The sequence below is a fragment of the Coprobacillus sp. AF33-1AC genome (assembly GCF_003475785.1).
Lineage (GTDB): Bacteria > Bacillota_I > Bacilli_A > Erysipelotrichales > Coprobacillaceae > Faecalibacillus.
Genome location: NZ_QRQB01000020.1, coordinates 12,932 through 25,942, shown reverse-complemented (window position 1 = coordinate 25,942; position 13,011 = coordinate 12,932). Strand labels below are relative to the sequence as shown.

14 protein-coding genes and 2 tRNA genes are annotated in these 13,011 nt (G+C 30.5%); 4 read left to right on the top strand and 12 right to left on the bottom strand.

What is annotated here, in order from left to right; translation table 11 throughout:
* Positions 1–5: 5 nt before the first annotated feature.
* From DWZ53_RS07980 to DWZ53_RS07970, 3 genes are all read right to left on the bottom strand, one after another.
* Positions 6–1,037, bottom strand: a complete 1,032-nt coding sequence (locus DWZ53_RS07980; protein WP_118433287.1) for a V-type ATPase subunit — start codon at positions 1,035–1,037, stop codon at positions 6–8.
* Between the two features lie 12 nt (positions 1,038–1,049).
* On the bottom strand, positions 1,050–1,358 hold the full coding sequence (locus DWZ53_RS07975; RefSeq protein ID WP_118433333.1) for a hypothetical protein: 309 nt from the start codon (positions 1,356–1,358) through the stop codon (positions 1,050–1,052).
* Positions 1,359–1,616: 258 nt separating this feature from the next.
* On the bottom strand, positions 1,617–2,096 hold the full coding sequence (locus DWZ53_RS07970; RefSeq protein ID WP_118433285.1) for a DUF2798 domain-containing protein: 480 nt from the start codon (positions 2,094–2,096) through the stop codon (positions 1,617–1,619).
* A 164-nt stretch (positions 2,097–2,260) separates the two neighbouring features.
* Here DWZ53_RS07970 and DWZ53_RS07965 point away from each other — a divergent pair, with 164 nt between their 5' ends.
* Positions 2,261–4,012, top strand: coding sequence for an aminopeptidase P family protein (locus DWZ53_RS07965; protein ID WP_118433283.1), 1,752 nt, complete (start codon positions 2,261–2,263; stop codon positions 4,010–4,012).
* 12 nt (positions 4,013–4,024) lie between these two features.
* Here the strand turns inward: DWZ53_RS07965 and DWZ53_RS07960 are convergent, their stop codons facing one another.
* The 5 genes from DWZ53_RS07960 to DWZ53_RS07940 all read right to left on the bottom strand — a co-directional run bounded on the left by DWZ53_RS07960 (position 4,025) and on the right by DWZ53_RS07940 (position 9,272).
* Positions 4,025–5,647, bottom strand: a complete 1,623-nt coding sequence (locus DWZ53_RS07960) for a B12-binding domain-containing radical SAM protein (protein ID WP_118433281.1) — start codon at positions 5,645–5,647, stop codon at positions 4,025–4,027.
* A gap of 36 nt (positions 5,648–5,683) precedes the next feature.
* Positions 5,684–6,940 carry a M15 family metallopeptidase gene (locus tag DWZ53_RS07955; protein ID WP_118433279.1) on the bottom strand — a complete coding sequence of 419 codons (1,257 nt, stop codon included), beginning with the start codon at positions 6,938–6,940 and terminating at the stop codon, positions 5,684–5,686.
* A 109-nt stretch (positions 6,941–7,049) separates the two neighbouring features.
* Positions 7,050–7,601, bottom strand: coding sequence for a Fe-S-containing hydro-lyase (locus tag DWZ53_RS07950; protein WP_118433277.1), 552 nt, complete (start codon positions 7,599–7,601; stop codon positions 7,050–7,052).
* Positions 7,598–8,443 (bottom strand): fumarate hydratase, encoded by an 846-nt coding sequence (locus DWZ53_RS07945; protein ID WP_118433275.1) that lies wholly within the window; start codon positions 8,441–8,443, stop codon positions 7,598–7,600. The genes DWZ53_RS07950 and DWZ53_RS07945 overlap by 4 nt, the downstream gene beginning before the upstream one ends.
* 10 nt (positions 8,444–8,453) lie before the next feature.
* Positions 8,454–9,272, bottom strand: a complete 819-nt coding sequence (locus DWZ53_RS07940) for a MurR/RpiR family transcriptional regulator (RefSeq protein ID WP_118433273.1) — start codon at positions 9,270–9,272, stop codon at positions 8,454–8,456.
* A gap of 325 nt (positions 9,273–9,597) precedes the next feature.
* Here DWZ53_RS07940 and mscL point away from each other — a divergent pair, with 325 nt between their 5' ends.
* Positions 9,598–10,029: a large conductance mechanosensitive channel protein MscL gene (gene mscL / locus DWZ53_RS07935; RefSeq protein ID WP_118433271.1), complete on the top strand. Its 432-nt coding sequence runs from the start codon at positions 9,598–9,600 to the stop codon at positions 10,027–10,029.
* 33 nt (positions 10,030–10,062) lie between these two features.
* Here the strand turns inward: mscL and DWZ53_RS07930 are convergent, their stop codons facing one another.
* From DWZ53_RS07930 to DWZ53_RS07915, 4 genes are read right to left on the bottom strand one after another with little or no spacing between them, the layout of a single operon-like run.
* Positions 10,063–11,052: a dipeptidase gene (locus DWZ53_RS07930; RefSeq protein ID WP_118433269.1), complete on the bottom strand. Its 990-nt coding sequence runs from the start codon at positions 11,050–11,052 to the stop codon at positions 10,063–10,065.
* Positions 11,052–11,918, bottom strand: coding sequence for a DegV family protein (locus DWZ53_RS07925; protein ID WP_118433267.1), 867 nt, complete (start codon positions 11,916–11,918; stop codon positions 11,052–11,054). Before DWZ53_RS07925 ends, DWZ53_RS07930 begins: the two co-directional genes overlap by 1 nt.
* Positions 11,919–11,929: 11 nt before the next feature.
* The gene (locus DWZ53_RS07920; RefSeq protein WP_118433265.1) at positions 11,930–12,184 is read right to left on the bottom strand and encodes a hypothetical protein; all 255 of its coding nucleotides are present in this window, start codon (positions 12,182–12,184) and stop codon (positions 11,930–11,932) included.
* 53 nt (positions 12,185–12,237) lie between these two features.
* Positions 12,238–12,639 (bottom strand): PTS sugar transporter subunit IIB, encoded by a 402-nt coding sequence (locus DWZ53_RS07915; RefSeq protein WP_118433263.1) that lies wholly within the window; start codon positions 12,637–12,639, stop codon positions 12,238–12,240.
* Between the two features lie 209 nt (positions 12,640–12,848).
* On the opposite strand from DWZ53_RS07915, the gene DWZ53_RS07910 reads away from it, so the two are divergent.
* A tRNA-Asn gene (locus tag DWZ53_RS07910) sits at positions 12,849–12,924 on the top strand.
* Positions 12,925–12,927: 3 nt separating this feature from the next.
* Positions 12,928–13,003, top strand: a tRNA-Glu gene (locus DWZ53_RS07905).
* The last annotated feature ends 8 nt before the right edge of the window (positions 13,004–13,011 follow it).

Here is a 13,011-nt window from a genome sequence, read left to right as displayed (position 1 = left end):
CTCCCTTAAGCATAAATTAACGTTTCTTCAATACTTGATGGATCACGATTATAACGGATACCTTCAATAATATGTTTCAAGTTATCGATTTCTACTCTAAGTAAAATACAATATGTCATATAAACAAGTGGAGCAGATCCCGAAAAACGCATATATCTTTTGGCAATGTTATATTGAATACTATCCATATAGTATTCAATATAAGGATAATCTCGATCATCCTCATATAATTTATACTTTGATTGTGCTAGTAACATTAAAACTTCTTTTTCCCCCGAAGCACAAACAAGTTTATCAATCATTTCTTTTGGTAAGCGTGAATACTCCAAATATAATGATCGACGAATAACTTCTTCGCTTTCGTTAAAATACTTTTTATAACGATAGATTTTAGTAATGTTTTTTAACTCAATTGATGTATAGAATAGATTAAGTAAATCTTTTCTAGTACGTCCAGAAAAGTTATTCTTTATTGATGATATGGCTGTTTCATAATAAAGTTTTTGTAATTTCATCTCTAAACCATTGAAATCAATTGGTGATGAAAAATCAAAATCCTTTAATACTTTATAATACTTTGTATCTTTTAAATACAATACCAAATCTTTAAAACTTTCAATATTAATTAAACCATATAAGTTAAAACTTGTTTTATGACTTAAATAATCTGGAATATCTAAATTAAAACTATTCTTCTGCTTTGCGGCTAAAGACATGACTTTATCCATAATTAAGTCAATTTCAAAACTAGCAAATTGATATAAGTAAAAATCTTGATTCTTACGAGGTGCATACTTCATTAACTTTGCACATCGATCAAAATACTCACGATTTAAAGCAGATTCAACTTGTCCACGATGCACATTACGCACATTAACATCTTTTAAAGCATCACTATAACGTGTTTGTGTTTTTAAGTAAGTGACAGCTTCACCAACTGTTAGCTTTCGTGATAAATCACTATAAACAGTTTCTGTTAATCGGTTACCATACATCGCCTTTGCCTTCGCGCATAATGCATTTGAAGATAATGACATTATTTCACCTTCTTACTTTAAACATCTTTCTACTATTTCTTGAACCCATTTATCTTTGTTTTCACGATATAATGACTCCATTTTGTTCATCGAATCAAGATATTCTTTCTCTTGATTAGCGGCTTCATCTTTATTTTTAGCAAGCAAATCATTTTTATGTTTTTCAACTTCTTCTTTTTGACCTTCAATATACTCATCATAAATTGAAGCTTTCTTATCATTCATGTTTGATTGTGCATCTTTCTTCTTTAATTTTGCACTCTCTACACGTTTGACACATTCACGATCTACTTCTACTAATCTTTGAATAATATCTTCCATCATGTAACCCTCCTTTAAAATTTCCAGACACCTATAAAATGCTCATTATTGGCATCCTATAGCGTATTTTCATTTTTGTCATTAGTAGTTTACTCCCATTATTTTAAAAGTTCAACTACATTTTACTTGAATATCCAAATAAAATAATGTAACCGTTATCGAGTTATTTTGTTATATAAAATTGTTATAATGGCTATATAAAAAAGACATATTTAAAACGAAATAAACCCCTAAATAACTCCGTTCAAATTTGAAGTCCTATTTTACGGTTCCAAGCGGAAATAAACTACGAAACACCTTTCTTGAAACAGGTCCTACAATCATGAGCTGTAATGGTAAAGCCATAATAAAATTTTTAGGTATATTACTTAACCAAATAATAGGTAAAGCATTAAATTGACCCATTGTAACACAAGCTTCTAAAGCACCATATAAAGACATGATGATGACCATACAAACAACCATACATGATGAAATACAAATTGCTATTTTAAGTGGTTTATCATGAGATTTGATTAGATAACGAAAAGCAAAACCTTTAGCTATTTTGGATACAATAACTAAATCAAAAAATAAAGCAAAAATAAAACCAATCGGAAAACCTAACCAAGCTGCCTTGACAACCGCTAAAGTCAATTCACCATGATGAAGTGTCACGTTGTAAATAGACATTACAAAAACCATTAAAAAACATACAATAATTGAATAAATAATACTTTCTCTTTTATTTTGTGGCATATATAATTCCTCCCTTTCAAAAAAATAGTGGAGTCAAAACTCGATTTTGACTCCACTAAGTGTGCATCTCACTGCGTTTATATGCTCAAGCATTTTAACACATCATTTTCCTTTATGTAAGTATTTTTTTTATGATATGATAAATAAAGAAGTGAGGTAGAATTATGATTAAAGAAAGAATTAAACAATTACAAGATTTAATGAAACAGCATGACATTGATCTTTACATTATTCCTACAAGCGATGATCACCAAAGTGAATATGTTGGTGAATACTTTAAATGTCGTCAATTCATGTCTGGTTTTACAGGTTCAGCTGGAACAATGGTGGTAACTCATGACGAAGCTTATCTATGGGTAGATGGTCGTTACTTTATTCAAGCTGAAAATGAAATTAAAGATACTGGTATCCATTTAATGAAGATGGGATTACCCCATGTTTTAACTCTTCACGAATTTTTAAAACAACATCCTGATGATACTATTGGTTTTGATGGAAAAGTGATGGCTTATGGTCAAGTCGAAGGTCTTCCTAATAATATTATTGGTGATTATGATTTAGTTGGTGAAATATGGCAAGATCGTCCTGCTCTTTCCTGTCAAAAAGCTTATCTTTATGATTTACAATACTGTGGGCAATCAAGAAAAGAAAAATTAGAAGCTATTAGAAAAGAAATGAAAGATTATTCTTATCATTTAATTACCAGTTTAGATGATATTATGTGGATTTTTAATATCCGTGGTCAAGATGTTCATTGTAATCCTGTTGTTAATAGTTATGCTTTAATTGAAAAAGATAAAGCTACGCTTTACGTTCAAAAAAATGTCTTTGACCAAAAAGCTATAGAAGAATTAAAGCAAGACGATATCAATATCAAAGACTATTATGACATCTATCAAGATGTTGAATATTTAACAGGTCATATTATGTTAAATAAAAATACAGTAAACTATTCTCTTGTATCTAAAATCATTCATGGTGAAATTGTAAACCAAGATAATCCTTCTCAATTAATGAAAGCTATTAAAAATGATGTTGAAATTAAAGCAACCAAAAACGCCCATTTAAAAGATGGGATTGCAGTCACTAAATTCATGTATTGGTTAAAACATTGTTCAAAAGATCAAATTAATGAAGTTGACATTTCTAACAAATTAGAAACATTTAGAAGTCAACAAGAAAATTTCTTAGACATTAGTTTTGATACCATTTGTGCTTATCAAGCAAATGGTGCCTTAATGCATTATCACGCTAGTGAAAAACAATGTTCATCAGTTCATGATTCAGGATTATTATTAATTGATAGTGGTGGACAATATCTTGACGGAACAACCGATATTACACGCACTTTTGTTTTGGGTGACATTACCCAAGAACAAAAACATGCCTTTACTGTTGCATTAAAGGCAATGTTAAGATTACAAAACGCTCATTTTATCCAAGGAACAACTGGTGCTAATCTAGATATCTTAGCTCGTGGTATCGTTTATGAACACAATCTTGATTATCGTTGTGGTACCGGACATGGTGTAGGACACTTATTAAGTGTTCATGAAGGACCTAACAGTATTCGCCCTCGTGACACGGTTGCCGGTCATAAAACTAACAGTGCTATTTTACCAGGTATGATTACAACTGATGAACCTGGTATTTATAAAGAAGGACAATATGGTATTCGTCATGAAAATGAATTACTATGTGTAAAAGAAGCAGAAAATGAATATGGAACATTCTTAAAATTTGAACCTATTACTTATGTTCCTTTTGATATTGATGGTATTGATGCTTCTTTACTTAATAATGAAGAAATTAAACAATTTAATGAATATCAAAAAATGGTCTATCATAAATTAGAGTCATTTATGACAGACCAAGAAAAACAATGGTTACAAGACCATTTATATATAGCAGGATAAAACCTGCTTTTTTTATAACACATAACGTTTGACTTCAACATGATAATTTTTATAGATGGCTAAAATATAGTCATCTTTTAATTTTTCTACAATTCCATAACGAAAAACATCTTCTTGACTTAAATGATATTGATCAATCAGTTGATGTTTAATTTCCTTTTCATCTTTAATTCTTGTTTGCCACCACTTTTTAGGTTTCACCTTAGCTAAACGTAAATAATCTTCTATTAAATCATCTTGATATTCATGTTTTAAATATTGATCTAAATAACTAAATAACTCATCTAATTGGAACTTAAAGAACTTAAAATGATATTTTTGATAATACTTTCCTAAATCTAAAAAGAAATAGAATGGTGATATTTGACGGTGAAGAACTTTATTCATTGTGATTGGCATTCTACCTGAATTCCAATATTTTTGAAGCATATCTTCGGCTAAATGAATATCAGCAATATCTTGCTTTGATAAATAGTCACTTGAAATAAGTTCATAAGGAGCCTCTTGTTGGAATTGATAACCATATTTTTGATAATCCTTTCGTAGACTTGTGCCTCTTAACAGTTTTAAAAATCCTAATTGTAATTCTTTTGGATACAAAGCAAAAACATCATCAAAAGACTTTGCAAAACGTTCTAAAGTTTCTAAAGGCAAACCAGCAATGAGATCAAGATGAAAGTCTATTTTATGATTTGTTTGTAATTGTTTGATAACATCACATAAACGATCAAAATCTTGATATCTTTTAACAATTTCATTGGTTGGTTCATAGGTTGATTGAATTCCTATTTCAAATCGTAAATAATTTTCTGGCGCATTTTCATTAATGAAATCAATAATTCTTTGGTCTAAAACATCCCCATTGATTTCAAATTGAAATTGAACTCCCGAACGATAGTGTTTAAAAATAAAATCTAATATTTCCAGTGCATGTGAGGTTTTAGCGTTAAAAGAACGATCTAATAATTTAATTGTTTTAACATCTGTTTTTAATATTTGTTCTAATTGATTCTTTAAATAATCTATACTAAAAAATCTTAATCCCTTTTCTAATGATGATAAACAATACTGACATTGATATGGACACCCTCTACTTGTTTCAAAATAAAGAACTCTATTTTTCATCTCTGGTAAATCACGAGGTAGCAAATAAGGAGAATCAAGGGTCTCTAAATAACTTAAGTCAACAGGAGGAATAAGACGTTCATCACGATGATCATAGCTACTAATTCCTTGTAGTTCCACTGGCTTATTATTCTCTAAACAATTCAATAATAAATCTAAAGCAACTTCTCCCTCTCCTGCCATCACATAATCTATTTTAAAATGATCTAAAAAATAATGAATATCATAAGTGACTTCAGGTCCACCGATAATAATAATTAAAGAAGGTTGCTTAGCTTTTAGTTTTTCACATAATAATTTAATTAAATCAACATTCCAAATATAAACACTTAAACATAATACATCTAAGTTTTGTTGGTAAAGATCATCTACAATATCATCTAGATTATCTTTAATCGTATATTCCTTAAAATCAATATCATGTTTATCTTTACAAGCAACATATAGTAAACGTAACGCCAATGATTTATGTATATATTTTGAATTTAAAGTACTAATTAATGTTTTCATATTTTCCCTATAAAAAATCTAGAGGTAAACTCTAGATTAATCTTTCTTAAATGATGGTATCACATTTTTATATAAACAATATTCTTCAAAAGTCCATTTGTTTTTAATGATTTCTTTAGCTACTGCTTTTCCAACATAACGAACATGCCAAGGTTCATGGGCAATACCAGTAATGTTGTCAGTTCCTTCTTCAAAACGAATAATGAAACCATAATCACTACAGTGTTTAATAACCCAATCATATTCTTCTGTATCACCAAATACAAGTTTCTTTCCTTCTACTACACTTTGAGCTGTCACATCAATACCTAATCCAGTTTGATGTTCACTACCTCCAGGGATAGCCACATATTCAGCTGCATATTGTCCACCATATTTTGTTTCAAATTCTTTATATGTCTTTGTTTGGTCTGCATAAGAACGATATCCACTATTTAACACTAAATGAAGATCTTCTTTTTCAGCAGCTTTAGCCATTTCTTCAAATGCTTTGGCTGCTGCTTTTCTTAATTTATTATTTTCACAATCAGGAGCCACACTTACATTAGGAACAACTAAATCTTTAGGTTCATAATCTTCCGGTAAATAGAATCCTTTTTTTACTAAAGTTAATAAAGAATCAGGATTGCTGATTTCATATTTAACATTAGCATCTCCATTACTTGAAACAATAAAAGGATAATTCACAATATTGACTGCATAATTATAATCATGAACCTCTTTATATTTTTCAATATAAGCTAACATATTTTTTAACTTATATCCTTTGACTTTACGGTATTCCTTTGTTGCTTCATTTGTTAAATGATTGTCAATTAAATATTGCATATCTGATTTAGAAGCATCTTTTTTAAGTAATGACCATATTGTCTTTTCATCATAACCCATTGATTTCAATTGAGGAACTTGATTATTAAATACACTATCAACAAATTCAACAACTTCACTATATTTCATCTTCTTATGATAAGACCAATATTTTTCATATTCATCAAATAAAGATACCTTTGATGATTCATGAGCCCAATTTAAAATATGATCCATTTTATCATGAGATAAGATTTCTTTTTCTTCACCACTATCAAATGATGCGACAATCTCATTAGCCGTACTAAAAGAATAACCTTTAACCATTAATTTAATACGATTTAAATTTAAAAAAGCAACGATTGCTACAAAGAGTACAACCCCCGCAATAGCCGCAACAACAACACGATCAACTCGTACTCTTCTCGATTTAGAATTATACGAACTATAATATGAATAATCTGTTTTCTTTTTAAATAATTTCATATGCTCTCCTTTACTATCATTACTATTATAAAAAAATGCATTTTTATTTACAATGCTTTTTTATTTGTTTATTCAATTAACACATAATAAAGAAATAACGATAAATTCGTTATTTCTGATTCAAATATTGTTTTCTTCCTATTTCATATAAATCTTGACCATCACTATCAATAACAACAACTAAGGGCATGTCTTTGACTTTTAAACGACGAATGGCTTCGGGACCTAAATCTTCAAAAGCAATAATTTCACATTCTTCAATACAAGCATTCATCATCGCTCCAGCGCCACCAATAGCACCAAAATAGACACCATGATTTTCTTTAATTGACTGTTTAACAGTATCACTTCGATAACCCTTGCCAATCATTGAACGTAATCCTAAAGGAATCAATCTTGGTGAATAAGCATCCATTCTTCCTGAGGTTGTCGGTCCCCCGCTACCAAATACCTTACCTGGTTTACTTGGCGTTGGTCCTACATAAAATATTGTTTGATCTTTTAAATCAAAAGGTAACGGTTTATTTTCATCAAGTAAAGCAACTAAACGTTTATGAGCAGCATCGCGACCAGTATAGATGACCCCACTTAATAAAACTTCATCACCTGCATGTAATTGCTTAATCTTATCTACAGTTAAAGGTGTATGTAATTGAATCATAGTTCTACCTCCTTATGACGCGCAACATGACAACAAATACTTACAGCGACAGGCATTCCAGCAATATGAGTTGGAAAAGTTTCAATATTTAAAGATAAAGCTGTTGTTTTTCCACCATATCCAGCCGGACCAATTCCAGTTTGATTAATCATTTCTAATAATTCATCTTCTAAAGCTGCATATTGTTGATTGGGATGATGACTACCAATTTCTCTAATCATAGCTTTTTTAGCAAGCATCGTTACTTTATCAAAAGAACCACCAATACCTACCCCAATCACCATTGGTGGACAAGCATTAGGTCCAGCATCATTAACAACCTTTAAAACAAAATCTTTAACTCCTTGTAAACCATCACTTGGTTTTAACATTTTAATTTGACTCATGTTTTCTGAACCAAATCCTTTAGGTGCTAAAACAATTTTAAATATATCACCAGGAACAATATCATAATAAATAATAGCAGGTGTATTATCTTGAGTATTAACACGATTAAACAAAGGATCTTTAACTACTGATTTTCTTAAATATCCTTCTTGATAACCTTGACGTACCCCTTCTTCAATAGCTTCTTTTAAACTTCCCCCTTGAATATGAACTTCCTGTCCCATGGTAACATAGACAAAAGCCATTCCCGTATCCTGACAAATAGGCATTTGATTTTCACTAGCTAGTGAAGCATTATCAATAATGACTTGTAATGTCTTTTTAGCTAACTTTCCATCTTCTTCAAGTTGTTTATCTTTAATTGCTTTAAATACATCATGTGGTAATTGACAAGCCGCTTCCATGCACATCTTTTTAATGGCAGCTGTAATATCTTGACATTGTACTTCTTTCATAATCTTCCCCCTATTCAATAATCTTTTCTTTTACATCTGGATAATAAATTGAATAATATCTAAGTGACATTAATTCCATAGCCGTAAGAAGTGTATGTTTCCCCGTTTTTCTTTGACTACTTTTTCCTAAGACAATCTTATAATCTATAGGTACATCTAACTGAATCTCTGGATTGTTTGTTATTAAAACAATCTTACAATGTGCCTTTTTTAAATAAGCCATGACTTTAGAACTACTGCGAGCATAATAACCATTAACAGTCACAATAATCGCCACACTATTTTCATCTAAAGATTTAGCACAATCAATTTGTCGATCCAATTCCATATAAGCCATAGTAAACTTCTCTAACATTAATAAATCAGTTTGAAAATGCAATGCTGCTGAATGAGAAAACTGAGTTCCAAAAAAAGCAACCGATTCACTATCATGAATCAACTTTAAAACTTGATCAATGACATGCCAATCTAATGTTTTTGATAATTGACTAATTGCCAAGCATACTTGATCACTATAATATTGAGTACAAGCTTGAGGATCATTTTTCATCATATCTAAAGGTACATTAATTAAATTATTAAATTTTCGACTATCTGGCGCAAAAGAAGCACATTCTTGTTTTAAATGAGCAAAATTTTCATAACCTAATGCACGACAAAAGCGAGAAATCGTAGCCGGAGAAACAAAACAAGCGCGGGCTAATTGACTAATCCCCATTGTAGCCACTTCTGCAAAATGATGAGCCATGTACCATGCAATATTATAATTTGTATCCTCTTCACTTGCTGTATCTAAAAATATAATTAATCGGTAAAATAAACTCTTCACTTTTGTGTCCTCCTGTATCTTGAAATCATTATACACTATGTCTTGTTATTTGTGTATGCTTGTTTTTTAAATTCACTTTCCCACAATTTTTGACAATCCTTCCTTTTTTTAAACATTCTTTATTTCTATACTAACAGTGTAGTCAAAAAGAAAATCAATTCATTTTCCCTCCCCAAAGGTGACTACATTCCTAGCTTTCCCTCTAGGAATTCATAATAAAACTGTTCTTTTCCCTAACAGTTCAAGGAAAGTGTATCACTTTCCTTTTTTATTTGACAAAAACGGCACACTATAATACAAATATAATAAGGAAAGGAAGGATAGTATGTTAAAAGAATTTAAAGAATTTGCAATCAAAGGAAACATGATTGATCTTGCTGTTGGGGTAATTATTGGGGGCGCTTTTAATTCATTAGTCACATCATTAGTTAATAATATTATGATGCCCATTCTATCCCTGGTTACTGGTCGTTTAGATTTTAATAATTTATTTTTTGCACTAGATGGTCAACATTATAAAACTTTAGAAGCTGCTAAAGCAGCCGGCGTTTCTACAGTCAATTATGGAACATTTATTTCTGGTGTGATTAATTTCCTTATTATGGCATTTGTTGTATTCTTGTTTGTAAAGGCAATGAATAAACTTCGTAACAGTGACAAAGAACCTGCTCCTGTTACAACTAAGATTTGTCCTTATTGTAAAAGCGAGATTTCAATCGAAGCTACTAAATGTCCACATTGTACAAGTGATCTATAAAAAATATTCCTAGTCATTCAACTAGGAATATTTTTATTTTAATATTTCTTTATAAACACGTAATACATTTTTATAAAAAACTTTTTCTATTTCTTCTTGGCTTAAACCTGCTTTTTCTAATGCTTTAGCTAATTCTTGCATTTTATCACAATGATCCATTTCTAGTTCACTATCAATACCATCAAAGTCAGTTCCTAAACCAATACAATCAATACCTGCCAAATCTTTAATATACATAATATGTTTAACCATATCCTCGATACAACTTCTTGCATTTCCACCAGGTTGTTCATGTAAAAAATCACCACAAAAATTAATGCCCATGACACCGCCTCGACTAGCTAGTTTTAAAATCATATCGTCAGACATATTTCTTGCCACGTGGCATAATGCTCTAGCATTAGAGTGACTGGCAACAAACGGTTTTGTTGTATGATGATAAACATCATAAAATCCTGCATCGCTTAAATGAGAAACATCAATAATCATACCTAATCGTTCCATTTCTTGAATGTACTCTATACCAAAATCTGTTAAACCATCTTGAGTATTTATTTTTAAAGTATCTTCATAACATTTAGCGCGTGTAAAATTAGGATATCCTATTCCGTTAGCAAAATTCCAAGTGAGTGTAATCATTCTTACACCTAAACGATAGAAATGTTGTAATAAAGATAAGTCATTTTCAATCACATTACCTTCTTCTATTGTAAGTAAGCTTGACATGACTCCTTCTTTTTGATAATCAATAATATCTTGATAACAAAAAACAGGTTTAATATATTCTGGATATTTTTCTATTTCTTGATAGTAATAATTGATAAGTTTATTTGCTGTAATAAAAGGATGAGGGTGATCATCTAAATGAACAAACATAGCAAAATTTTGTAATAGATAATCCCCTTGTTTCATTTTCTTTAAATCAATATGCGCATCATTTTCTAATAATGAACCATTTTTGTTCTGCAAATGATTCTCATATAGTTTTAAAATTGTATCACAATGCATATCAATTACATGCATTAAAGATTCCCCTTTCCTTTATATGTATAATGATAACTTACACATCCAAGTCCACCATGACAAGTAAGAACAGCCGGTAACAAATGTGTTTCTACTTCAATTCCAGGAAACATCGTGTGAAAAAGTAATTTAGCAGCAGTCGCCCTTTTAGCGTTATCAGCATGACAAATATAAATTTTATATTCATCACTATTAACACCATCTTCCTTAAATTTATCAACAATCATTTTTCCCATTTTAGCTTCCGTACGACACATTCCATACTTATCTACACTTTGCCCTTTTTCATCTAAACAAAGTAAAGCTTTTATTTTTAACATTGTTCCCATTCTTGCAGCCATTGGTGATAAACGTCCACTTCTAGATAATTGTTTAAAATTATCTGGATGTAAAAAAGAAAAACTATGCGCTGTCTTTTCTTCTAACATCTTCATAATTGAATCAACATCATGTCCTTCATCTGCCATCTTTTTAGCAGTTATTGCCATATCCATGACCGGTGCCCCTACTTGTCGGCTATCATAAATGTAAACATTTTCTAACCCTACCGTATCTCTAGCAAGATGGAAGCCGTTATTTGTTCCACTTAAATCACTAGAACATGTGATAATGATAATGGCATCATAATTTTCTTTTTGCCATTGTTCCATCTTTTCAATCAAATAACCTGTATTAGGTTGACTCGTAGATGGTGTTTGATCATCTTTTAAATACTGATAAAGTTCTTCAGTAGAAATATCTTGTTGATCTTTATATTCTTGACCATCAAGTAATACACTAAGAGAAATCAATTCAATGCCATATTCATTGGCGATATCTAAAGACATCGCACTTGTTGTATCTGTTACAATTAAATATTTATTCATAGTCGGTCTCCTTAAAATTCAATTTCAAACGTTTGATAGTCGTCCGTTAATTCTTGATACTTCTTTAACCACTGATAAGCTTCTTGAAATTCTTCTTCACTAAATCCATCTGCTATTTCAAAGTGAATTAATTTACACATATCATAAATACTTTGCCATAAAGCATCAAAAGGATGTTCTTGTTCCTTTTGATCTGCACATTCACTTTCTTGATAGACAATAAATTGATGTGCGATTTTTGTTGCTTGTTCTCTTTGTTTATCCATATTCTTCTCCTCTATTATTATTCTGATTTAATCATTATTTATATTAAAGAAATCTAATGTATATGATAATACGCTTGACTTCTTTCTATTCGTAAATTGTTTTCTTCACCTGGAAAGTGAAAAGGATTCATTTTTGTTTGCTTAAATTCTTTTATCACATCTTTAGCGTCTTGATATAATTCATCAAAAGACATGAGTCCATACATTCTAGGTGGAAGCAAATAGAAAGGAATCTTGGGATGATGAGCTTTTACATATCGTTTCATTTCAAAGTTTAAATGAGGACAACACATCACAATATCATAGTTTCCAATCTTTTCATCAACCAATTTAAAAGGATAAAAATCTATCAAAACCTCATCTTGTAAGTTTTTATCTTTAATTTCATTTTGCATTTTTACAGTGAGGTAACTTGAAGAAAAACCCCCACCACAACACAATAATATTCTAATCATGTCATTGACCTCCAACTATATCCATTATACCTAAACATTTTATAAAGGTAAATAGATTTATCATAAATAATCATATTATATGTTTTTTCTTATCGTTAAATGTGGTATCAATTACCACTTTTGTGTATGCTAAAAAATTTAAACTTTTTTCTCAAAAACACTTGCACGAATCAAAAAGCTATGATAATATACTAGAGCACTGTTAAGTTGCTTGAATAGCTCAGTTGGTAGAGCAATCGGCTGTTAACCGATCGGTCGTAGGTTCGAGTCCTACTTCAAGCGCCATGTGGCTCGTTGGAGAAACGGTTAACTCACATGCCTTTCACGCATGCATTCACGGGTTCGAATCCCGTACGAGTCACCATATTTTTT

Bases quoted from the DNA above. Each gene is read 5' to 3' on its own strand.
- DWZ53_RS07965 (WP_118433283.1), top strand. From the start codon at position 2,261: ATGATTAAAGAAAGAATTAAACAATTACAAGATTTAATGAAACAGCAT.
- DWZ53_RS07960 (WP_118433281.1), bottom strand. From the start codon at position 5,647: ATGAAAACATTAATTAGTACTTTAAATTCAAAATATATACATAAATCA.
- mscL (WP_118433271.1), top strand. From the start codon at position 9,598: ATGTTAAAAGAATTTAAAGAATTTGCAATCAAAGGAAACATGATTGAT.
- DWZ53_RS07980 (WP_118433287.1), bottom strand. From the start codon at position 1,037: ATGTCATTATCTTCAAATGCATTATGCGCGAAGGCAAAGGCGATGTAT.
- DWZ53_RS07955 (WP_118433279.1), bottom strand. From the start codon at position 6,940: ATGAAATTATTTAAAAAGAAAACAGATTATTCATATTATAGTTCGTAT.
- DWZ53_RS07950 (WP_118433277.1), bottom strand. From the start codon at position 7,601: ATGATTCAATTACATACACCTTTAACTGTAGATAAGATTAAGCAATTA.
- DWZ53_RS07975 (WP_118433333.1), bottom strand. From the start codon at position 1,358: ATGGAAGATATTATTCAAAGATTAGTAGAAGTAGATCGTGAATGTGTC.
- DWZ53_RS07930 (WP_118433269.1), bottom strand. From the start codon at position 11,052: ATGCATGTAATTGATATGCATTGTGATACAATTTTAAAACTATATGAG.
- DWZ53_RS07945 (WP_118433275.1), bottom strand. From the start codon at position 8,443: ATGAAAGAAGTACAATGTCAAGATATTACAGCTGCCATTAAAAAGATG.
- DWZ53_RS07920 (WP_118433265.1), bottom strand. From the start codon at position 12,184: ATGGATAAACAAAGAGAACAAGCAACAAAAATCGCACATCAATTTATT.
- DWZ53_RS07925 (WP_118433267.1), bottom strand. From the start codon at position 11,918: ATGAATAAATATTTAATTGTAACAGATACAACAAGTGCGATGTCTTTA.
- DWZ53_RS07915 (WP_118433263.1), bottom strand. From the start codon at position 12,639: ATGATTAGAATATTATTGTGTTGTGGTGGGGGTTTTTCTTCAAGTTAC.
- DWZ53_RS07970 (WP_118433285.1), bottom strand. From the start codon at position 2,096: ATGCCACAAAATAAAAGAGAAAGTATTATTTATTCAATTATTGTATGT.